Source organism: Pseudarthrobacter sp. efr-133-R2A-89 (genome assembly GCF_030209315.1).
Classification (GTDB): Bacteria; Actinomycetota; Actinomycetes; order Actinomycetales; family Micrococcaceae; genus Arthrobacter.
This window is the reverse complement of sequence record NZ_JARVSE010000010.1, coordinates 1-20,597: the sequence shown is the minus strand read 5'-3', so window position 1 is coordinate 20,597 and position 20,597 is coordinate 1. Positions and strand designations below refer to the sequence as shown.

The 20,597-nt window shown below is 66.0% G+C and carries 18 protein-coding genes; 10 read left to right on the top strand and 8 right to left on the bottom strand.

Annotation, left to right across the window (positions count from 1 at the left end):
• Window positions 1-71 precede the first annotated feature (71 nt).
• From QRM95_RS15790 to QRM95_RS15770, 5 genes are all read left to right on the top strand, one after another.
• The gene (locus tag QRM95_RS15790) at window positions 72-1,208 is read left to right on the top strand and encodes a COG1470 family protein (protein ID WP_285248485.1); all 1,137 of its coding nucleotides are present in this window, start codon (window positions 72-74) and stop codon (window positions 1,206-1,208) included.
• Window position 1,209: 1 nt separating this feature from the next.
• The gene (locus tag QRM95_RS15785; protein WP_285248484.1) at window positions 1,210-1,698 is read left to right on the top strand and encodes a hypothetical protein; all 489 of its coding nucleotides are present in this window, start codon (window positions 1,210-1,212) and stop codon (window positions 1,696-1,698) included.
• Window positions 1,695-3,812 (top strand): OmpL47-type beta-barrel domain-containing protein, encoded by a 2,118-nt coding sequence (locus QRM95_RS15780; RefSeq protein WP_285248483.1) that lies wholly within the window; start codon window positions 1,695-1,697, stop codon window positions 3,810-3,812. The genes QRM95_RS15785 and QRM95_RS15780 overlap by 4 nt, the downstream gene beginning before the upstream one ends.
• A gap of 194 nt (window positions 3,813-4,006) precedes the next feature.
• The gene (locus tag QRM95_RS15775; RefSeq protein ID WP_285248482.1) at window positions 4,007-4,426 is read left to right on the top strand and encodes a hypothetical protein; all 420 of its coding nucleotides are present in this window, start codon (window positions 4,007-4,009) and stop codon (window positions 4,424-4,426) included.
• A 476-nt stretch (window positions 4,427-4,902) separates the two neighbouring features.
• Window positions 4,903-5,979, top strand: coding sequence for a S1C family serine protease (locus QRM95_RS15770; RefSeq protein WP_285248481.1), 1,077 nt, complete (start codon window positions 4,903-4,905; stop codon window positions 5,977-5,979).
• A 19-nt stretch (window positions 5,980-5,998) separates the two neighbouring features.
• On the opposite strand, the gene QRM95_RS15765 is transcribed toward QRM95_RS15770, so the two are convergent.
• Together QRM95_RS15765 and QRM95_RS15760 are read right to left on the bottom strand one after the other, a co-directional pair.
• A complete protein-coding gene (locus QRM95_RS15765; RefSeq protein ID WP_285248480.1) occupies window positions 5,999-8,479 on the bottom strand; it encodes a hypothetical protein in 2,481 nt (826 codons plus the stop codon).
• Window positions 8,480-8,485: 6 nt separating this feature from the next.
• Window positions 8,486-9,160, bottom strand: a complete 675-nt coding sequence (locus tag QRM95_RS15760) for a peptidoglycan-binding protein (RefSeq protein ID WP_285248479.1) — start codon at window positions 9,158-9,160, stop codon at window positions 8,486-8,488.
• Between the two features lie 351 nt (window positions 9,161-9,511).
• Here QRM95_RS15760 and QRM95_RS15755 point away from each other — a divergent pair, with 351 nt between their 5' ends.
• Window positions 9,512-10,573: a sodium:calcium antiporter gene (locus QRM95_RS15755; protein WP_285248478.1), complete on the top strand. Its 1,062-nt coding sequence runs from the start codon at window positions 9,512-9,514 to the stop codon at window positions 10,571-10,573.
• A 141-nt stretch (window positions 10,574-10,714) separates the two neighbouring features.
• Here the strand turns inward: QRM95_RS15755 and QRM95_RS15750 are convergent, their stop codons facing one another.
• Window positions 10,715-12,925 (bottom strand): transglycosylase domain-containing protein, encoded by a 2,211-nt coding sequence (locus QRM95_RS15750; RefSeq protein ID WP_285248477.1) that lies wholly within the window; start codon window positions 12,923-12,925, stop codon window positions 10,715-10,717.
• A 155-nt stretch (window positions 12,926-13,080) separates the two neighbouring features.
• Window positions 13,081-13,716, bottom strand: a complete 636-nt coding sequence (locus QRM95_RS15745) for a LysE family translocator (protein ID WP_285248476.1) — start codon at window positions 13,714-13,716, stop codon at window positions 13,081-13,083.
• A 170-nt stretch (window positions 13,717-13,886) separates the two neighbouring features.
• Here QRM95_RS15745 and QRM95_RS15740 point away from each other — a divergent pair, with 170 nt between their 5' ends.
• Both QRM95_RS15740 and QRM95_RS15735 read left to right on the top strand, forming a co-directional pair.
• On the top strand, window positions 13,887-14,651 hold the full coding sequence (locus tag QRM95_RS15740; protein ID WP_285248475.1) for a VOC family protein: 765 nt from the start codon (window positions 13,887-13,889) through the stop codon (window positions 14,649-14,651).
• 64 nt (window positions 14,652-14,715) lie between these two features.
• Entirely contained in the window at window positions 14,716-15,633 is a 918-nt protein-coding gene (locus QRM95_RS15735; protein WP_285248474.1) for a DMT family transporter, read from the top strand.
• 15 nt (window positions 15,634-15,648) lie between these two features.
• On the opposite strand, the gene QRM95_RS15730 is transcribed toward QRM95_RS15735, so the two are convergent.
• Complete coding sequence (locus QRM95_RS15730) at window positions 15,649-16,161, bottom strand: hemerythrin domain-containing protein (protein WP_285248473.1); 513 nt, start codon at window positions 16,159-16,161, stop codon at window positions 15,649-15,651.
• Window positions 16,162-16,444: 283 nt separating this feature from the next.
• On the opposite strand from QRM95_RS15730, the gene QRM95_RS15725 reads away from it, so the two are divergent.
• Complete coding sequence (locus QRM95_RS15725; protein WP_285248472.1) at window positions 16,445-17,542, top strand: alkaline phosphatase family protein; 1,098 nt, start codon at window positions 16,445-16,447, stop codon at window positions 17,540-17,542.
• A 23-nt stretch (window positions 17,543-17,565) separates the two neighbouring features.
• Here the strand turns inward: QRM95_RS15725 and QRM95_RS15720 are convergent, their stop codons facing one another.
• Together QRM95_RS15720 and QRM95_RS15715 are read right to left on the bottom strand one after the other, a co-directional pair.
• Window positions 17,566-18,411: a COG4705 family protein gene (locus QRM95_RS15720; RefSeq protein ID WP_285248471.1), complete on the bottom strand. Its 846-nt coding sequence runs from the start codon at window positions 18,409-18,411 to the stop codon at window positions 17,566-17,568.
• Between the two features lie 118 nt (window positions 18,412-18,529).
• Window positions 18,530-18,718 (bottom strand): hypothetical protein, encoded by a 189-nt coding sequence (locus tag QRM95_RS15715; RefSeq protein ID WP_285248470.1) that lies wholly within the window; start codon window positions 18,716-18,718, stop codon window positions 18,530-18,532.
• Between the two features lie 237 nt (window positions 18,719-18,955).
• Between QRM95_RS15715 and QRM95_RS15710 the strand changes: the two genes are divergently transcribed.
• On the top strand, window positions 18,956-19,177 hold the full coding sequence (locus QRM95_RS15710) for a hypothetical protein (RefSeq protein ID WP_285248469.1): 222 nt from the start codon (window positions 18,956-18,958) through the stop codon (window positions 19,175-19,177).
• 107 nt (window positions 19,178-19,284) lie between these two features.
• On the opposite strand, the gene QRM95_RS15705 is transcribed toward QRM95_RS15710, so the two are convergent.
• Window positions 19,285-20,597 (bottom strand): PKD domain-containing protein (locus tag QRM95_RS15705; protein ID WP_285248468.1); only part of this gene is annotated, 1,313 nt, incomplete at its 5' end.

The window sequence follows — 20,597 nt, the reverse complement described above, 5'->3', positions numbered from 1 at the left end:
CGGACGGCCGGGGGCGGCGCAATCCGCCCCCGGCTCGCCGTCGTCTGCACCAAGAAACAAGGGGGCACAGGGTGCACAAGCAGGACGGGCCATCGCGGCACGGCACACGGAACGGCATCAAGGCAGCGCTGATAGCGCTGCTGTTGCTGCTGGGCAGTGCGGGGGCGCTGATCGCGGCATCGAACAATCCAAAGCCGGGCATCACTGTGCAGGTCTCCCCTGCCAGCCAGTCCGTCCAGCAGGGCCAGTCGGCAACCTACACGGTGACAGTGACGTCCACCGGAGGGTTCAGCGGAGCGGTCAACCTGGCCACCGCGGGACTGCCGGCCGGCGCGGCAGGCGCCTTCACGCCGTCGTCCGTCACCCTAAACTCCGGCAGCGCCGCGACCGCAACGTTCAACGCCACCAGCAGCGCCACCACTCCGGCCGGGACCAATGCCCTGACCATTACCGGGACCAGCGGCAAGGTGTCCGGCAGCGTGGACGCCAGCCTCACCGTCAACTACAAGATGTCCTCCGCGTTCTCGGTGGCCGCCACACCGGATTCCGTCACCGTCCCGCCCGGGGCAACCGCCGTCTACACGCTGCAGTTGGCCCGCAACAATTTTCCCGCCGCGGTATCCTTCAGCGTCCAGGGCGGACTGCCCGCCGGCGCCACGGCAACGTTCTCTCCCACACCGACAACCGGCAACTCGAGCACGCTCCAGGTGGCAACCACGGCCGCCTCACCAACCGGCAGCTACAACCTGTACCTGGTGGGGACCGGAAAAGACTCTGCCGGGAAGTCGCAGTACGCCTATGCGAACGTCCAGCTGGTCCTGGATTCAACCGTCAAGCAGTTCACCCTTTCCGGGAACGTGCCCGGGACTCTGTCGCCCGGTACCTCGGCCGCACTGGACCTGCAGATCAACAACCCGAACAACAAATCTGTTTCCCTGAGCAACCTGTCCGTAGCTATCGCGGGGGTTACCAGGAGCGCGGATGCCACCGCGAAGAACCTGGCGTGCACGGCGGCCGATTTCGCCCTCACCCAGTACAGCGGGCCATACCCCCTGGTGGCGCCAACTGGCAGCAGTTCGCTGTCCGGTCTCCGCCTGGCACAGTCTGCGTGGCCGCGGGTGGGGATGCTGGACAGTTCCAGGAACCAGGACGGTTGCAAAGGCGCAACCCTCCAGCTCACGTACTCGGGATCAGGACAGGGGAACTGAGATGACCAGCATCCACAGGCATCGCGGCATCAAGGCCGCGGCCCTCGCCGGGCTCCTGGCCACTGCCGGCGCCGGTACCGCCTACGCCTACTGGTCCGCGGCAGGCGGAGGATCAGGATCCGCCGCGGCCGGCACAATGCAGGCAGTCACCGTCGACGCCCTGGTAGCCGGCGATAACCCCAAGACGGCCCTCATCCCGGGCGGCAGCGCCGACGTCGTGCTCCGCCTGACCAATCCCAACCCCTATTCGGTGCAGGTTTACGGCGTCACTGCGAACGGCCCCGCCGCCGCTGATGCCGCGCATCCGGGCTGCACCACCACCGGTGTCCGCTTCGCCGGTGCCGCGCCGCTCACTCCCGCAACGTACGTTGCCGCGAACTCGTCAGCACTCATCACCCTCCCCGGAGCGGCCACCATGGACACCACTTCCCTCGCCGCCTGCCAGGGCGCAACCTTCAACGTCCCCGTGACGGCGGAGGTGCGGAAATGAGCTTCCTCCTGCTCAGCCGCCCGTCCCGGCGGCTGCCCTGGATCGTAACCGCCCTGCTGCTCCTGCTGGGAACGGGCACCGCCGCCTACGCGTTTTGGGCCTCCAGCACCAGCAGCAGCAACGCGGCCGCCACGGCAGACATGCTCTCACCCGGGTCGAAGCCCGCGGTCACCGCCGCCGGCTCCGCGTTGACCGTCACCTGGGCCGGCGGCACCACTGTGAAGGGGCGGGCCGCCACCGGCTATACCGTGGCACGCTATTCGGCGGCCACCGGCGGCACGGCTACTCCGGCCACGGGCGGCTGCGCCGGGACCGTCACCACGCTTACCTGCACGGAACAGTCTGTGCCCGGCGGCATCTGGTACTACACGGTGACGCCTGCGATCGCCCTGTGGACCGGCGCCGAGAGCCCGCGAAGTAACGGCACCAGCAGTGACTCCACCGCACCGGTGGCCACCGTTTCCGGGATCTCCCCCACGCCCAACGCGGCCGGGTGGAACAACACAAGCCCCGTCAGCGTGACGGTCACTGCGGATGACGGTCCGGCCGGGTCCGGCGTCGCCTCCATTTCCTACGCGCTCGACGGCGGCGCGCAGCAGACAGTCAGCGGCGCTGTGGCCGTTGTCCCCGTCAGCGGCGACGGGACCCACACGCTCACGTACTTCGCCACGGACAAGGTGGGCAACGCCGGGTCCGCGAAGAGCCAGACGGTGCGGATCGACACCCAGGCACCGGCCGCGCCGGTGTTCACGCCCACCCCCGGATCCGTCTATTCGGGCAACGTTGGAGCGGTGCCGTTGACAGGCACCGCTGAGGCTGGGTCCAGGGTGACGCTTGTTGCCAGCGACGCGGGCTCCGTGCATTCTGTTCCGGCCACGGTGACGGCATCGGGGACGGGTACGTGGTCTGCATCCTTGGACTTGACCAGCCTGAACCAAGGCAACGTCACCTACTCGGCCACGGCCACGGACGCCGCGGGCAACACCGGCCCTGCCAGGACGGCTACGGCCACGAAGGACACGGTGGCTCCAGCCGCAGCGCAGTTCTCAAGCGTGCCGCAGTACGTGAACAGTGCCGGGGTCGGTTCGGTTCCCGTTTCCGGCACCGCTGAAACCGGTGCCGGGGTGACGGTTTCGGCGATGAGCCCGGGTTCAGCCGCGGCGGTTACCGCCAGGGCGACTGCCACCGCTTCAGGCTGGGCCGTGAGTCTTAACCTCACGTCCCTGCGAGACGGAACGGTGACGTACACGGTCACCGTGACAGACCCCGCCGGCAACACCAGCGCCCCTGCCACCACGACCGACACGAAGGACACCGTGGCACCCGTCCTCAAGCTCGACACGCTGCCCAACGTCCTCAAGGGAAATGTCACCAGTTACTCGGTCAGCGGGACCAACGATTCCGGTCAACCTGTAAATCTCACTGTCAGCGACGCCTCCACGAGCATCCCTGCAACGACGTCCGGATCCAGCTGGAATACGGGCAGCCTAAACCTGTCAACTCTCCAAGACAGCAGCCCTTTGAACGTCCCGAGCATCACAATCGTGGTCACCACCGCTGACGCGGCAGGCAACACAACTACGGTCACGACCAAGGTCATCAAGGACACCGCGCCTCCGACGGTTACCGCGGTCACGCTGGTCAACGGCGGCGGTTCGCAAGGCCTGGGGAAAGCCGAAGAGGGAGACTCGCTGACGATCCAATTCTCGGAACAGATAGATGCGACCAAGATCTGCTCTAGCTGGACCAACAGCGGCGTTCAGACTTTGAGCGGCAACAACAATGTCATGGTGAAAATCAGTGTCACTAATCAGTTGACGGTGACGAGCAGCACCTGTCCCGGGTTGAACCTGGGCTCCGTTTATCTGGGCTCCAACGCCATGTACACGTCGGCCGGCGCACTAAGCTTCGGTGGCAACGGAAATTCAAGCAACTGGAGCACTGTCACCTGGGACGGTTCCACCACACTGACCATCAGACTTGGAAAAATCAGCGGAAGCTCCGGGACCACCACCGCTCCGGATGCTCCCACCTACACCCCCGGGACCGGCTTTGCTGATCCCGCGGGCAACCCGCTCGGTTCATTCCTACTCACGGCAACATCTCGTTTCTAAATTCATCAGCGCAACGGCTCCCCGTCGATTCGTCGCCGGGGAGCCGTTGCACGTCTTCGACATCGACGCTTCTCCGTCCGGGCAAAGAAAATTGCACAGCGGCTGCACAGCGGAGCCCTACATCGGGAACAGCCGGGGCCCGGATGCTTGAGTCATCCCCCTCCAGCGGAGGGCCAACCCAGAAGGAGCCCCACATGAAGACCACCATGAAGTCAGCGATCGCCAGTCTTGCCCTCGCAGCAGCAATCGGCGGCGGTGCCTTGGCCAGTGCGGCGTTGCCGGCCAATGCCGCCACCACGGACTCGAGCACCAGCCAGTCCAGCTCCAGCACGTCCACGACCCAGGCGCCGCGGGACGAATCCAAGGGTGGCCACCAGGCCAACGGCATCACGGAGACGCTCCTGACTGGCGACACTGCAACCAAAGTGACGGACGCAGCCCTGGCGGCGAACCCCGGTGCAACCATCCAGCGTGTGGAGAACGACGCCGAAGGCGCCACCTACGAGGCCCACATCATCAAGTCGGACGGAACGCGCGCCACCGTCTATTTGGACGCTTCCTTCACCGTGACCTCCACGGAAACCGGCGGCCCCGGCGGCGGCCCGCAGGGCTGATCCCAACGGAAGAGGCGAAGCAGCGCGTCCGGCTACTACCGGGCGCGCTGCTTCTGTTTGCCATGACTCCGGCTGCAGCCTGCCGTCCCAGGCAGGTCCCACGACACGCTCACTGTTGCTCTATTCGGGGACTACGTGTGTGACAGGGGGTAGCTGTGGGACAGGTTAGGTAGCTGAGGTGCTTGTGATCGGGTGGCGCCTTGACTAGCGTGGGCCTACTTGACGGGCAACTGGGGGGGGCTCGGGCCGGAACCACTTTGGGGGAAGGAAACCCGATGATCACACCCGCCCGCCGGATTATCCGCTTTGCTCCGTCGCTCGGCATCCTGCTTCTTGCCACGGCGTGCCTACCGCCCCAGGCGTCCCCGGGCAGTTCATCCCCGCCATCTACTCCCCCACCTGTTGCAGCGCCGTCGGCTTCACCTGCCGCATCGACGTCCGCCGCGCCGCCGCCCTCAACAAGTGCGCCCACCACAATGTCCGCCACGGCAACGTCCGCCCCGAAAGACTGGGCGGAAACCGTTCAACTGGTCCGCTCCGGGGTGGCGCGCCTTGCTGTAACTCTCTGCGACGGCGGCGGCGTGGGCACGGGCTTCCTGGTCGGAAACGACCTCATCATCACGGCGGCCCACGTAGCCAAGAACGAGGCCGCCATCAATGTGTCGGTGGGCGGACAGTACACGTCGGCAACGGTTCTTGGAATCAACGACAACCTGGACCTGGCCCTGCTGCGGACGCCTACCGCACTCACGGGATACAAGTTCGGCTTCGCCCAGGACCTTCCCGCACAGGGTGTTGAGGTTGCGGCACTTGGCTTCCCCTTGGACCGGGGCCTCGCCTTCACCTCCGGCCGGGTCAGCGCCCTCAACCAGGAGGTCAACCTCCCCGCCGGCACTGTCCGTGGCCTGATCCAAACGGACACGGCCATCAACCCCGGCAATAGCGGCGGACCGCTGCTCCTCATGAATGGCAGCGTTGTGGGCGTGGTCAGTTCCAAACGGGCGTGGGTGCTGGGCACACATGACCAGAACGATTATGGCGCCGAGGGCGTGGGCTACGCCGCCCCCGCTTCGTCTGCGGCAGCGGCACTTTCTGACTGGGCCCGGCGCACCACCCCGCTGCCCCAGGCCAGCTGCGACGACCAGGCACAGACGTCCAGCAGCGACATCCTCACCACCAACCATTCGGACCATGAGCAGGCGCCCAAGGTGATCCAAAGCCTGCTCACCCACGGCCAAGCCATCAACCGGGCCGCTTACGGTACAGCGTTTGCCATTTTGACTCCCGAACTGCAGGCCAGCGAGGGCGGGCTGGCCAAATGGAGCTCCGGGCTGGGAACCTCCTTCTGGCGCGCCCTCACCGTCAACAGCATCAGCGGTTCCGGCACCGAGTTGAACGTCGAGACAGTCCTCCGTACTGAGCAATCCGCGGCCGACGGCCCAGGGGGCCAAACGTGTTCGGATTGGGGACTCCGCTACAGGATGTCCTGGGACGGAACCATCTGGCGGATAGCGGCGGCAACCACCCCCGGTGGGGCCCCCAAGGCCTGCTGACGGGTGGGGAACGAACCCGTCAGCCGGCGCTGGAGGTGGGTGCCGGAACAGGCGTGGCGCCGTACCCGGCGTCATTGGTGGGTGCCGGCGTCGCACCGTTTACGGCCGACGTCGGCTGGCCGCCTTCCACGTACTGGCCCGCCGGCGCCGTGGCCGCCCCGGTCCCCGCCGGGGCAGGTGCGGCGGTTTCGGCGGGGGCCGTCCCGGGAACCGCCGTCGCGGGAACCGCAGCCGGGCCGTCCACCGCCGGGGCGGCGGGCACGGTGGAGGGAACGCCGCTGGTACCCGCGGACGCCGGGGACGTTGCCACCGACGTCCCTCCGGCCACGGAATTGCCCTTGACGATGGACGTGATCTGCTCCTTGTAGCCGGACAACGTCGCCTGAATCTCGGAGAGCGGCACGTCCTGGAGGTGCCTCCCGTAGTCGGCGATCTGCGCCCACAAGGCCTCGAGCTGCTGCTTGGCGGCCGCATCCAGCGGACCGTCGAGCGTGAGGACAAGCTGGCTGGCCAGTGCATAGGTCAGGCAGTCCAGGCAGTTGTAGTTGGCAGCCGCGGAGAGGTTCTGCGGCACGATGACATCGGCCTGGCCCACCACCAGCACCACCTGGAAACCCACGGCCACGGCCGCGCATCCGGTGCAGTTGGCGAAAGCGTAGGCCTCGTTGGTGCTGGTCACAGGCTCGCCGTCCTCGGCCCACACGAGCGCGAACGCCACGCTGTAGGCCACGGAGCCGTCGGTGGTGTTGACGGCGAGCGCCTGGTTTCCGTCGGCGGCCGGCGCGGCGGGCCGGTCGAACGGAAACACCCAGGACGGAGCGGACGCCGGCGAGGAAGGGCCGGAAGCCGTGCCGGGAGATGCACCCGCCGGGGATCCGCCAACGGGCACCAGGACCATGCTCAGTTGCGGGTTGTCCCGGGTGGGCTTGGCGGCTCCGGCCGGCCACAAGGCAACGGTCCGTCCGGCACCGCCCTGCCGCAGCGCCCCACTGTCGCGGACGGGAAGGATGGCCCTGGTGGCATCGCCCAGCGTCCCGCGTTCGTACGCCTGGACCGGACGGTACGTCCCGCCGTCGGGCCACCACGCCCAGGCCAGCCCGGCAAGCAGGACGGCTACGGCACCCATGGCGATGGTCCGCTGGACAAGCTTGCCGCGGGTCTTCTGCCACAGCCCCGTCACCAGCTGCCGCAGCAGCCGCACCACGATATACAGCACGCCCAACACCGGGACCGCCACCACCACCATGGCCAGCGCCCGCACCGCCACGCCCGCGAAGTCCCCGGCGGACAGGCTGGCAGCGAGCTGTTCCTGCTGCTTCGCCGTGCTGGCCCAGCCCGTAGCCAGCAGCCTCGGCAGGGACAGCACCATCATCACCATGCTGAAGAGCAGCACCGGCACGGTAACCAGGACCCACGCGGTGACGACGGCGCGCGCCCAGGGCTTGAGCACCTTGCTTTCCGGGTTCCCCCACCGCCACGGCAGGATCCCCAGAAGGGTGGGTTTGATCCGTTGGAAGAGGTCCGGCACACCGGTGGCGTCGGCCAGGATGTGGTACCCGTCGTACTTCACCAGCGGTATCAGCTGGCGGACCATCTGCAGGATCTGGGTAACCACCACCAGCAGCAGCGCGTCGAAACCGGTGGCCCACCACAACGCCATGATGGCCACCGCCACGATCGCGTTGAAGTACAGGCCGCCGAGGTCGGTGCGGATCCTGCCGGCGCGGCCCAGCCGATAGGAGTCGGTGACATCGGTGAAGAAGGCCGGCCACAAGAGGTACAGCCCGGCGCCCATGGCTCCGGGGGTCGCTCCGCCCTTGCGGCTGGCCGCGGCGTGGCCGAATTCGTGGAAGCCGGCGGAGAGGATGGTGACGGCGAGGATCAGCAACAGGAGGGCAGGCTGGGCAAACGCCTCGTGGGTGGCCGAGCCCAGGCCCTTGACCATGAGCACCCACCAGCAGGCCGCCAGGAACGCCGCGATCACGGCCACCACGATCAGCGGGTTGAACAGGACAGCGAACGGCGCGGTGATCCTGCGGGTCCGTTCGGGATCCGTCACGATGTAGCGGAACCGCAAGCCCAGCAACGGGTTGGACTTCTTGACCTCGGGCTGGGTGCCGTCGGCAAGCCGGAGCAGGCCCATCGGGAGCAACTGCGAATCCATCAGGGTGCGGACGTTCTCCGCGCTGACCAGCCGCCCGGACCCCTCGCTGGCGTGCCGGGCGATTCCGTCAAGGTCCCGGCTCCCGTCCGCCGCTTCCAGCACCAGGTAGAGCAGCCGGGTGAGCTGGAGGGTCTGGCCGTCGCCGCGGCGCACCAGGGCGGGCGGCTCACGGTAGCCGGAGCCCTCAGCCGTGCCAAGAAGCTGCACGCCGTCGGCCAGGGCCGGAAGGTGGGCTCCCGCCGTCGTACTTCCTTGGCCCGGCGGGTCCTGGGCGACGGAAACGCGTGACGACGGCGGGCCCGCCTCGGGAGGCGGCCCGCCGTGGGTTTGGGTCATCTTGGCTTACTGCTGCAGGTTGGACGTCTGGCCGGCTGTGGCATTGGCCGCGCCGTCGATGTGCTGCGAAATGGTGGCGCTCTGGTCCGAGATGGCGTACGACTGGCTGTCGATGGAACCGATGTTCGCGGCAACGGCTGCATCGATGGGGGCTGCGACGTTGGCGTTCGCGGCCACGGCGCCGTTGATGGGGGCGGCGATGGCGGCGTCGGCGTCCAGGTTCACGTCCACGTTCAACAGGTTGCCGTTCAGCGCGCCCGCTGCGTCGGTGACGCCACCGGTGCTTGTGGGCGCAGGTGCTGTTCCGGTGGTGCCCGTGTCGGTGGTGCCTGTGCCCGTGTCGGTGGCGCCGGTTGTGCCGTCGCCCTGGCCGATCACGCTGTCCTGGGCGGAGTTGGCATTGGCATCGGCCACGATGCCCTGGTCGATGGCAGCGTCCTGGTGCGAGAGTGCCTGCGCGTCAGAGCCAAAGGAGAGGATGTTGGCCGAGGCGGCCGCGTCGATGGGGGCCGCCACGTTCGCGTTGGCGGCTACGGCCAGGTCGATGGGAGCCGCAGCGTTAATGCCCAGGTCCAGGTCCGCGTTCAGGTCCAGGACGGATGCCACTTCCTTGTCCGGCAGGGCGGTGGCCTGCTCAGACATCAGTTCTTCATCGGTGAGGGGACGCAGTTCGTTGTCCATGCTTGAGAGACCTCCGGTGCGGCGCGGGTGCTCTGCCCCCAGCGGGCAGCCCGCGCCCCACAATAGTAAGCATGATTAGCAGTTTTGCGAAGCACCGCCAGCGTCCCGGCGGCGGGGGCCGACCTCAGCGGCTTCGTGGCCTACTTCTGCTCGGGGATCCAGGCAGGTGCTTCCGCTCCCGTAGGTCCTCGAAGCTGTCCTCGCCTTGCCCGAAAGACGACTCTAACCAATGGAGCGTGAATGCGGGTTTGAGCAGCGTGAAGATGGGTGACCAGCACAAATGTGGGTACGGCCCAGGCATGGGGGAATACATCACGCGGTTCAGCGACCCCATCAGGAAGGGACCCCGGATTGGAATCACTGCCCCTTGCAGTCCTCCTGCTCATCTTTGCCGCCGCTGCGGCCGTGATCTGGTTGGCCGGGATCCAGCTGTCCAAACAGACGGACATCCTCGATGACCGCCTGCACCTGGGCTCCGCGCTGGGCGGCCTCATCCTGCTGGCCATCGCCACCAACCTGCCCGAAATCGCCATCACCGTCTCCGCAGCCCTGGCCAACAACATTGGCGTGGCGGTGGGCAACATCCTGGGCGGCATCGCCATCCAGACGGTGGTGCTGGTGGTCCTGGATGCCCTGGGCACCAAAGGCGGCCACCCGCTGAGCTACCGCGCGGCATCCCTGACGCTGGTGATCGAGGCGGTCACCGTCGTCGCCGTCCTGGGCGTGGTGATCGCCGGCAGCCAGATGCCCGGCAACCTGGTGGCGTTCCGGCTCACGCCCGCCGCGGTCCTCATTGCGGTGTTCTGGATTATTGGCCTGATCCTGGTGCAGCGCTCCCAGAAGGACCTGCCCTGGCACCAGCAGGGGGACGCTCCCGGGGCGCAGGACAAACCCAGGGGGCACTCCAAGAAGCAGGGCGCCGAGAAGAACAAGCACCTGCGCACCGGCACCTCGGTGCTGATCTTCAGCGTCGCCGCGCTTGCCACCCTGGGCGCCGGTGTGGTGCTGGAACGCAGCGGTGATGCGATCGCCGGAAACATCGGACTCTCCGGGGTGCTGTTCGGTGCCACGTTCCTGGCGCTGGCAACCTCGCTGCCGGAGATCTCCACCGGGCTTACGTCCGTGAAGCAGGGGGACTACAAACTCGCGTTCAGCGACATCTTCGGCGGCAATGCCTTTCTTCCGGTGCTGTTCCTGGTGGCGGTGCTGATCACGGGCAAGCCGGTACTCCCCCAAGCCCAGGCAACGGACATCTACCTCACTGCGTTGGCCATCCTGCTCACCCTCGTCTACCTGCTGGGGATCCTCTTCCGGCCGCAAAAGAAGCTGCTGGGCATGGGCGTGGACTCCCTGCTGGTCCTGGTGTTGTACCTGCTCGGCGTTGCCGGGCTGTTCGCCGTCGCGGCCTCCTAGAGCGGGCCGCCCATTGACGTTCCCGCCGTCCCTGAACAAGCCCAACGTGCCTGGCACCCGGCCGCAGGGCAGGGAGGTACGACGGCGGCGCGCACCACAGTGCATGCGGGAACCTTCAGCACCCGGCGGAAGGGGCCGCCGTCACCTGCTCTTGGTGGGCTGCGGGCCCGGGGCGCTGATCAGGCTCTGCGGCGGGGCGTCGAAGTTCCCGTGGTCGAAGAGGCCAACAACGCCTTGCATGTACTGGGCCCATTGCGGCCCGGCAATATAGGCCCCGTCCACTGCCGGATAGAACTTTCCGTTGACGGTGATGTTGCGCCCCAGCCGGCTGGGTCCGCCGTTGAATGGGTCACCGAAGAACGACGCCGTGGCCAGCCCCTTCGTGTATCCCACCACCCAGGTCTGGTTGTTGTACTCGTTGGTGCCCGTCTTCGCGGCGTCCGGAACCCCCAGCTTCTGCGGAATCAGCAGGCCCGAGCCCTTGGTGAGGACGTCCTGGAGGACGTTGGTAACGGCTTTGGCCACGTCCGGTTTCAGGGAGCCTGGCTGGCAGGAGGGAGCCTCTCCGCCGATCTTCCTGCCTTGGGCGTCGTCCACTTCGGTGATGGAGATGGGGACGCAGTAGGTGCCGTTGGCGGCGAAGGTTGCGAACGCGTTCGCCATAGTCAAGGGAGCAACGTTTTGGCTTCCCAGGATGTTGCCCAAGGTGGAGAGGTCAATCTTTTGGTCGTGCCCGCTGCCCAGGTGCAGCCCTATGGCGTCCGCCGCACGCTGGACGTCGCAGAAATCGTTCAGCCCGGCCAGCGACGCGAACGTTGCCGTGTTGATCGACTGGTAGATGCCTTCCCGGACCGTCATGGGCCGGTACCAGTTGGGCTCATCGTTTTGCAGGTCGGAGGATTGCGGCACGGTGCTGTCGAACCAGCCCTGGACGGGGTGGCAGGTTGTCTTCCACGGGTAGTTAATGCCGTAGCGGCGCTTGGAGGCGTCGACCACCTGGTTGGTGGACTTGCCCTCCCCCAGCCACGCGGCGAGGGTGACGGGCTTCATTGTGGAACCGGGCTGCATCCCGCCCACACCGCCGAGGCTGTTCCCGGCGGCGTCGTTGCTGTCCACGTTGAAGTTGTAGTCGGAGACGAACCCGCTGCCTTCATCCGGCAGCTTCCTGGAGTTCTGCGCCATGGACAGCACCTTCCCGGTACCAGGTTCGATGGTGACCAGGGATGCACCCCATTTGTCCGGATTGGCGCCGGCGGTGGCGTCCACCTGGGACTGGGCCGGTCCTTGCAGCCTCGGGTCCAGGGTGGTCTTGATGGTCAGGCCGCCCGCCATGATCTTCTGGTCCCGTTCATCCTGCGTGGCGCCGTAGGCAGGGTCATTTTCGATCTGATGGAGCACATAGTCGCAGAAGTACTGGGCCTGGGAGGCGTAGGCGCACCCTTGCTTGGGTGGATTGACCTTGAGCTGGAGGGGCGTGTTCACGGCGTCGTCGTGCTGCTGCTGGTCGATGTAGCCGTGCTGCAGCATGGCGTCCAGCACCAGGTCGCGGCGGGCTTTCGCAGCCTCGGGATGGACGGTGGGGTCATAAAGCGAGGGGCCATTGACCAGTCCGGCCAGCAGTGCCCCCTGCGGCAGTGTGAGGTCCTTGGCGTCGACAGAGAAGAAGTACTGGCTGGCCGCCTCGATGCCGTAGGCGTTCGCGTTGAAACCCACCACGTTCAGGTACCCGGCGAGGATCTGGTCCTTTGAGTACTTTTCTTCGAGGCCGATGGCGAGCTTCATCTCCTGGACCTTCTGGTCCAAGCCCTTCTGCCCGTTAAGCACCACCTGCGCGTCCTTGCCCTGGGCGATCAGGTTTTCGTTGAGCATGTTGGTGACGTACTGCTGGGTCAGGGTTGAGGCCCCCTGGTGGCCGCCGGCGGCGTCGATGACCAAGGCGCGGAAGATGCCTTGCGGGTCAATGCCGCCGTGCTGGTAGAACCGGTAGTCCTCAATGGCCACGATGGCGTTCTTGATGTTGGGTGACATCTGGTCCAGGGAAATCCGGGTCCGGTTCTCACTGAACAGGGTGGCAATCAGTGACCCGTCAGTGGCCAGCACACGCGTCATCTGGGCCGGTGGCGCCGAGAACACGTCGTTGGGCAGATCGGTCTTGAGCGCAGCGGCGCCGTCAGCCACCGCCGTTTCTGTCACCGCCGCCGCGGGCATCATCAGGCCCGCCACCAAGGCGCCGCAGAGCGCGCTGACGCCGAAAAACACCATGATCCAGCCCAGGGTGGTTCCCGTGGCGAGGAAAAGGTTCGGGCGACGGCGCTTGGCTGGCGGCGGCGCGGCAGGGGATTCCTTGGGCATGTGGGTCTCCGGTTCCGCGCGTGGTGGTACAGCACCGGTTGCCAGGTCCCCGCGTCACATCACGCCGGCAACCGTCTTTTCACCTTACTCCGCCAAGAGAGCAGTGATGGACCGGCACCCCGGACCGCGGGACACTTGCAGGCAATTCACAGGAACTACGAGCCGGCGCTTGAGGCCACCATCCCCAGGCCCAAGGCGGCGAGGATGCCACTGCTTGCACGTTCCAGGGACCGGCTCACCCTGGGGCGCTGCAGCCACGCCATTGCCTTGGCGGCTACGACGGCGACGGCCGCCAGGTACAGGAATCCAATGACGCTTTCGATGCCGCCCAGGACCAGGGCGGTGTTCAGTGTGTTGCCGCCGTGCGGGATGAACTGGGGCACCACCGCAAGGTAGAACAGGCCAACTTTGGGGTTGAGAAGTGTGGAGAGGGCACCGGCGCCGAACCCGGCCCCGCGGCTGTACGCCCGGCGGGCGGGGACTTCCGGGCCGGCAGTCCCGGAGGTGCGCCGCGCCCGGATCAGTGAAGAGACTCCCAGGTACAGCAGGTACAGGCCGCCGGCGATCTTAAGCCAGCGGAACACCTCGGCCGACTCCTCGAGCACTGCGGCCAGGCCCACACCCACCAGGGCGGCCCACACCAGGGCCGCCGCGGCCGAGCCGAACGCCGCGGCAAGTCCGGCGCCGGCGTTCTGCAGCGAGATCCTCAGCACCAGGAAGGTGTCGGGCCCCGGGGTGACAGACAGCAGCAGGCACAGCCCGGCGAAGGCGAGGAGGGACACGGGAGTCATGGGCACCATTGTGGCGGAGCCCGCCGTCGGACGGCAACGCAGGCGCTCCGGCTCTGCGATGTCAGGGCACGACGGCGGCCTCCTGGCAAGGGCTGTTGCAGGCGGCCAGGCGGGCGCTAGAGTCGGAAGCAGACCAGCCAGCATTTTCCCAACAGAGCCCAGGAGTCCCTATGCCCCAGCCAACGTTTGCCCCCGGTGATCCCTGCTGGATAGACCTCATGACCTCGGACCCTGAGAGGTCCCGCGAGTTCTACACGCGGCTGTTCGGCTGGACGTATCAGGAGGGTGACCAGGAGAAATACGGCGGTTACATCACGGCCCTCGCCAATGGCCTGCCGGTGGCCGGGATGATGAAGAACGACGGCGAATCCGGCTATCCCGACGTGTGGACCACGTACCTGCGTGTGGAAGACATCAACGCCACGGCGGAGGCTGCCCACGCGGCCGGCGGCCAGGTTTTCATGCCGCCCATGGAGGTCCCGGAGCAGGGGCACATGGCCATGTTCGGCGACGCCGGCGGCGCGGCCGTGGGTGCATGGCAGTTCGGCGGCCACACCGGGTACCAAGCGAAGGGCGAACCCGGCACCCCCTACTGGCACGAACTCCACACCCGCGAATACGCGCCGTCGGTGAAGTTCTACCAGGACGTCTTCGGCTGGGAAACGGACGTCATGAGCGACACCGAGGACTTCCGTTACACCACGCTCGGCTCCGGTGACTCATCACGGGCCGGCATCATGGATGCCACCTATCTTCCCGAGGGTGTTCCGTCGAACTGGCAGGTGTATTTTGCGATTGGGAACGCCGATACGGGAGTGGACATGGCCACGTCCATGGGTGGCACGGTGATCCATCCGCCCGAGGATACGCCGTTTGGCCGCATTGCTGTCCTGGCCGATCCCACGGGAGCGCTGTTCAGGATCGCCCAACGCTAAGTTCCCGGGCTGTGGGTGGGCCCGGCATCCGGCCGGAGATGCCGACCTTGGGTACTGTCAGACCATGATCCAGGCAACGGCTGTGTCCGCACTGACGTCCTATCACTGGCTGGGCATCCCCATCGCCGCTGCGGGCGCAGTCCTGCTCGCGCTGGGAACCCTGTTCCAGCACCGGGCCGTAGAAGACCAGCCGGCCGCCTCAGGGCGTTCGGCGGGCAGCATGGGCGGAGGGCGCCTTCAGGCCCTGATACGCCGGCCGGTGTGGCTGGCCGGGACGGGGATGCTGGGTGCGGCGGTCCTCCTCCAGCTGACCAGCCTCCGGTTCTCTCCCCTGATCGTGGTGCAGCCCATTGGCGCCGTCGCTTTGGTGGTCACAACTCTTGCGACTGCCCGGATGACCCGCAGGCCGCCCGGGCGCCGGGCCCTGACCGCCGTCGCCCTCTGCATCGGCGGGGTAGGTGTGTTCGTCACCGTGGCGGCGTTCTCGGCGGCGGATGTGGAAATCAGCGACCGGCACCTGGTCACCATCCTGATCGTGCTCGCCGTCGTCCTCGCGTGCGTGGCGGTGGCGTACGCGCTGTGGCGCCACCGCTCGGGTGCCGTGGTGTTTACCGCCGGCGCCGGAATCCTGTTCGGTTTCGTCGCAGCCTTAGCCAAGACCGTCATCGCCAGGCTGTTCCAGGGTGATTTCGAATGGCTGTCCCTGACGTGCCTGGCGGGGTTGCTCATTGCGGCGCTGGCAGGCAGTTTCCTGGTCCAGAATGCCCACACCAGAGGTACCCCGGAACTGGTGGTGGCCGGCCTGACCGTCATCGACCCGCTCGTCGCCGTCGCCATCGGCGTCACCATCCTGGGCGAGGCGGCCGCGGCTCCCCCACTGGCCATCGTCCTGTTCCTGCTGTCCGGTGCCACCGCCGTCGCCGGTGTCTTCCTGCTGGCCACGGTGAAGAACCCAGTCCGGCCAAGGGCCGTCAAACGATGACGGTCACGCCATGCGCTATTCGTTATCGCGGACGTAATCTTCGGGGCTGACGTCCTGGGCCTTGATGCCGGAGGCGTGCTTCGACTCAAAGATGGCGAAGGACAAGCCCAGGCGGTGGCGCAGCTCCAGGGACGCGTGCTGCCGGAAGTCGGTCAGGCCTTCGCGTTCCTCCTCCGCCATGTGATCACCGTTGGCTTCATTGACCTTGGCCAGGGCCGCCCACCACTGCTGCGTCCCCGCCTGGTGCCGGGAGACGTCACTGATGGCGTCCCTGATTTCGTTGTGGTCATGGATCGCATCGGTGGTTTCGTCTTCGGGGGAATCCTTCCCGCCTGCGCCCTCCCCCAATTTCAGCAACTCGGGGTAAAACAGTTCTTCCTCCCCTTTGGCGTGGACTTCCAGCAGGATGCGGAGTTGGTTCCAGACGGCGTCAAGGTCTGACGGTTCGGAGCCGTGCATCTCGTCCAGCAGGGCGAACCGGCGCCGTTGTTCGTGGTGGTCGTTCAGAATCACTTCAACGATGTCCATGGTGGTCCTTTCAGAGGGCAGCGGGGTCAACTGCCCGCGGGGTGGCGGTGAGCCGATCGCAACGGATACCCCTCAAGAATGGCTCTCAACGGTCCACCTGTCACTCGGTCAATCAAGGCTACCGATAGTTCGCCTGCTTACCCTTTGCGCCCTCCGGAATGTCTCAATAACCCGATGCTGGGCCTGAAACGTATTCACGGCGTTTTCTCAGTGAATTCCCATTGAGCTGGCCGGCGGGGTTTGGCACAGTTATGCCACCGGGCCACCCGGAAGGGAGACGCTGATGTTCAGCAGAGGCGAGATAGTTGAAGGGCGCAACCGCAGGCGTCGACTCGTCCTGCTGTTCGTGGCAATCTTGTTTGCGGGAATTTCCCTCTCGGGCTGTCAGGCGGGGCCGGGCACGCCGCCGGCCAACAGCGGAACGCCCGGGCATGTCTTCGTGATCAACCTCGAAAACCAGGGGTATGACAAGGTCTTCGGATCCACGGCCGCCATGCCGTATCTGGCGGGCACGCTGCGGTCCCAGGGGGTGTTGCTGACCAACTATTACGGCGTCGCCCATGATTCCCTGCCCGATTACCTGGCTCAAATCTCGGGCCAGCCGCCGAATGCCAGCACCGTGAAGGACTGCCCGACATTCACCCCCTTTACGCCGTCCGGAACCGACAGCCAGGGACGCCTGCTGGGCGCCGGGTGTGTGTATCCGCCGGACGTTCCAACAGTTGCCGGGCAACTGACCGGCGCCGGGAAAACGTGGAAAGGCTACATGGAGGACATGCAGTCACCCTGCCTGCATCCTGCCCTGGGCGCCCCGGATGATCACCGGACTGCGACACGGGCGGATCAGTATTCCACCCACCACAATCCTTTTGTCTACTTCCGTTCCATCACGGATTCCCCGGACTGCACCACGAACGTGGTCAACTACACCGCGCTGGCCACTGATCTGCTCACGGTGAACACCACCCCGAACCTGTCCTACATCACTCCCAACCTCTGCCACGACGCCCATGACAGCCCCTGCGCCGACGGGAATCCCGGCGGGCTCGGCGCAGCCGACGCCTGGTTGAAGACTGCGGTGCCCGCCATCCTTGACTCCCCGGCCTTCAAGCAGGACGGGATGCTGGTCATTACCCTTGATGAAGCCGACCACGGCAGGATGGGGCCGCCGAACGGAGTTCCCGGTGGCACGGCCGGAGGACAGGTGGGAGCCCTGGTGCTGTCACCGTTCAGCCCCCAAGGCGGAACCTCGTCCCAGCCCTACAACCACTACAGCCTGCTGGCCACCATGGAGGACTTCTTCTCCGTTCCCCGCCTCGCCGGAGCAGCCGAGACGGGCGTCATGGCATTCGGAGCCGACGTCTACAAGTCCCATGCCTAACAAGGGCCCGACCAAGCGGGACCTCAGCGCTGGGCCGGGACACTTCCCTCCGAAGCTTCAGTCAGGGCGTCCGGCCGTTTGTCCCGGCGGAAGAAGTAGGCCACAACGACGACGATGCCACCGGCCAGGGCGAGACTGACTGTTCCGGTACCCCAACCCAAGCCGCCACGCTCACCGGGAACTGCAGTCCAGTCAGCAAAGGACGCCCCCAGCGGCCTTGTCAGGATGTACACAAACCAGAATGCGGGGACGGCAGCCATCCAGCGCCGCCGGTACGCTAACGCCGCGACGCCGATCACCGCGCCAAACAGGATCCCGGACAGCAAGTAGCCCATGCCCAGCGTGTACGCCGTAAAGTCCCCAACGGCGGTCCCCAACGCGAACGTCGTCAGCACTGCTGCCCAATAGAACCCTTCCCGCCGCCGGGTGTCCACACTGTGAATCGACAACGTCCCGTCCGTCTTGTACCAGAGCCAAAACACCCCGGTCAGTGCGGCCAGGAACGAAGCCACGGATACCAGATACGGGATTCCCAGGACCACGTGCACCGCATCTGCAGCCATCGTCCCGAACACGCTCACCATGAGCACCGCGCCCCAATAGATCCACGGAACAAAGCGCCTGACCGCAAGTTGGGCAACGAGGAAAACGCTCAGCCCTACCCCGCCGCAGGCCAAGGCAAGAACCGGGTCCAATGCATGAACCAAGAAATCCGACGTTGTTTCGCCCATCCCGGTGGTCATCACCTTCGCGACCCAAAACCACACAGTGACCTCCGGGACCTTCACCAGCCCGCGGTGCTGGGCGCTGCCCGATAATGGCAGTGATGCCGTCACGACGGGCGATTCAGGCCGTCCAGATCGGGCCATGGGCGGCGGCAATTTATCCATGCGGTGATTGTTCCCAACGTTCCTGTATGCCAGCTGGGACGGACGGCACGGCGCCCAGTTGCCAAGGGCCGGTCCGGAAGGTCGCCGGACCAGTGGTCTAGTTGGATTTTCCCGCGGTGCTCTTACTCATGGCCAGGGAAGTCGCCAGGCCAAGAACCAGCGAAATCGCAATCGCGGCGTTGAAAGGTATGTTTCCGTTCACCCAGAGGCTGGAGAACAGCGTAAACGCTGCCACTGACAGGCCCGCGAGAATGGCAAATGTCCTGGTCCTGCCTTCTGTCCCCATGCGGCGAGTATACGGCCCCGACGGGGGACAAGGGCTAAGAAATGGTGCTGTCTGGTTCTTATGCCGCTGACATCGAGCCCCGCAACCCGCGCCTCGTCATTAACCCTTCGGCACTCCTATGTTCCGCAAACCGACGCTGCGATAGCGTATCTCTCATCGGCGCAGGAATTATCCCGGCGTTCGTGCAGCCGCAGGCTGGCTGTGCTTGTTTTCCGTCATCGATGAAGGGACATGAAAGTGGCTGTTTCGATTGAATTGGGCAAGGCATTGGACAAAGCTTACGAGAACGCGACCCTGGACGAGGTCCTGGCGGCTCCGCCCTCGGCTCTTGCCGGCCTGACCGAAAAGCACGACGAACTGCTGGCCGGTATGGGAATCAAGACCATCCGCGATCTGGGAAGCAACAAATACTTCGCTACGGCAGGTGTGCTGGTCGCACTTTCCGGCAAGGTCGGGTAGCGGGTCTCGACCGCTAGCGCGTCTCGTTGAAAAGGTCCGGCCCGGCGCATGCCTGGTCGGACCTTTCCATTCCGCAATGGATCTCTTCCGCTCAAGAAATCCGGCGGTCAGTTGGAGAGTATTTCCACGCGGTCTGCGGCGGCGTAGGTGCCGCTGGATGAGGCGTTCTTGGTTCCCGTGATGCGGACCTTCAGGGTGTGGGCGCCGCTGGCCAGGACGGGGCTGGTGTAGAGCAGGTTCTGTTCGGAGCGTGATGAGGCGTAGGGGTCCACCATCGTCTCGGGGCCGCCGTCGATGGAGACACCCACGATGCCCAGGCCCGAACTCTTCTCGGCGAAGATCTTGGCCTGCGTACCGCTGAACTGCACCTGATAACTGGCGTTGGTGGCGTTGGCAAAGTGATTGTCCGACTTGTACGCCGTGGCAGGGTTGCTGACGCTCCAGGAACCGCTGTAGCTGAACTGGTTCAGCCCGGTACCCACCGTGGCATCATTGAGCTCCAGCGGCGTGTTGGTACCTGCGGTGGTCACCGTGATGGTGCTGGTGGCCGACCCTGAACCCGTGCCGTTCGTCGCGGTCAGCTTGGCCGTATACGTCCCCGCCGCCGCGTAACTGTGGGTCGGGTTCTGGACCGTGGAGGTCCCGCCGTCACCAAAATCCCACGCCCACGACGTCGGCGACCCCGTCGACGTATCAGTGAACGTCACGTTCAACGGCGCCGTCCCCGACGTCGGCGAAGCCGTAAACGACGCCACCGGAGCAGGAGCCGGTGGCGGGGTGGTCCCGCTGGCCGTGATTTCCACGCGGTCTGCGGCGGCGTAGGTGCCGGTGGAGGAGGCGTTCTTGGTTCCGGTGATGCGGACCTTCAGGGTGTGGGTGCCGCTGGCCAGGACGGGGCTGGTGTAGAGCAGGTTCTGTTCGGACCGGGACGAGGCGTAGGGGTCCACCATCGTCTCGGGGCCGCCGTCGATGGAGACACCCACGATGCCCAGGCCCGAACTCTTCTCGGCGAAGATCTTGGCCTGCGTACCGCTGAACTGCACCTGATAACTGGCGTTGGTGGCGTTGGCAAAGTGATTGTCCGACTTGTACGCCGTGGCAGGGTTGCTGACGCTCCAGGAACCGCTGTAGCTGAACTGGTTGAGCCCGGTACCCACCGTGGCATCATTGAGCTCCAGCGGCGTGTTGGTACCTGCAGTGGTCACCGTGATGGTGCTGGTGGCCGACCCTGAACCCGTGCCGTTCGTCGCGGTCAGCTTGGCCGTGTACGTCCCCGCCGCCGCATAACTGTGGGTCGGGTTCTGCACCGTGGAAGTCCCGCCATCACCAAAATCCCACGCCCACGACGTCGGCGACCCCGTCGACGTATCAGTGAACGTCACGTTCAACGGCGCCGTCCCCGACGTCGGCGAAGCCGTAA

Bases quoted from the DNA above. Each gene is read 5' to 3' on its own strand.
- QRM95_RS15765 (WP_285248480.1), bottom strand. From the start codon at position 8,479: ATGACCCAAACCCACGGCGGGCCGCCTCCCGAGGCGGGCCCGCCGTCG.
- QRM95_RS15715 (WP_285248470.1), bottom strand. From the start codon at position 18,718: ATGGGGACAGAAGGCAGGACCAGGACATTTGCCATTCTCGCGGGCCTG.
- QRM95_RS15720 (WP_285248471.1), bottom strand. From the start codon at position 18,411: ATGGCCCGATCTGGACGGCCTGAATCGCCCGTCGTGACGGCATCACTG.
- QRM95_RS15785 (WP_285248484.1), top strand. From the start codon at position 1,210: ATGACCAGCATCCACAGGCATCGCGGCATCAAGGCCGCGGCCCTCGCC.
- QRM95_RS15770 (WP_285248481.1), top strand. From the start codon at position 4,903: ATGTCCGCCACGGCAACGTCCGCCCCGAAAGACTGGGCGGAAACCGTT.
- QRM95_RS15760 (WP_285248479.1), bottom strand. From the start codon at position 9,160: ATGGACAACGAACTGCGTCCCCTCACCGATGAAGAACTGATGTCTGAG.
- QRM95_RS15780 (WP_285248483.1), top strand. From the start codon at position 1,695: ATGAGCTTCCTCCTGCTCAGCCGCCCGTCCCGGCGGCTGCCCTGGATC.
- QRM95_RS15745 (WP_285248476.1), bottom strand. From the start codon at position 13,716: ATGACTCCCGTGTCCCTCCTCGCCTTCGCCGGGCTGTGCCTGCTGCTG.
- QRM95_RS15740 (WP_285248475.1), top strand. From the start codon at position 13,887: ATGCCCCAGCCAACGTTTGCCCCCGGTGATCCCTGCTGGATAGACCTC.
- QRM95_RS15730 (WP_285248473.1), bottom strand. From the start codon at position 16,161: ATGGACATCGTTGAAGTGATTCTGAACGACCACCACGAACAACGGCGC.
- QRM95_RS15750 (WP_285248477.1), bottom strand. From the start codon at position 12,925: ATGCCCAAGGAATCCCCTGCCGCGCCGCCGCCAGCCAAGCGCCGTCGC.
- QRM95_RS15775 (WP_285248482.1), top strand. From the start codon at position 4,007: ATGAAGACCACCATGAAGTCAGCGATCGCCAGTCTTGCCCTCGCAGCA.
- QRM95_RS15735 (WP_285248474.1), top strand. From the start codon at position 14,716: ATGATCCAGGCAACGGCTGTGTCCGCACTGACGTCCTATCACTGGCTG.
- QRM95_RS15725 (WP_285248472.1), top strand. From the start codon at position 16,445: ATGTTCAGCAGAGGCGAGATAGTTGAAGGGCGCAACCGCAGGCGTCGA.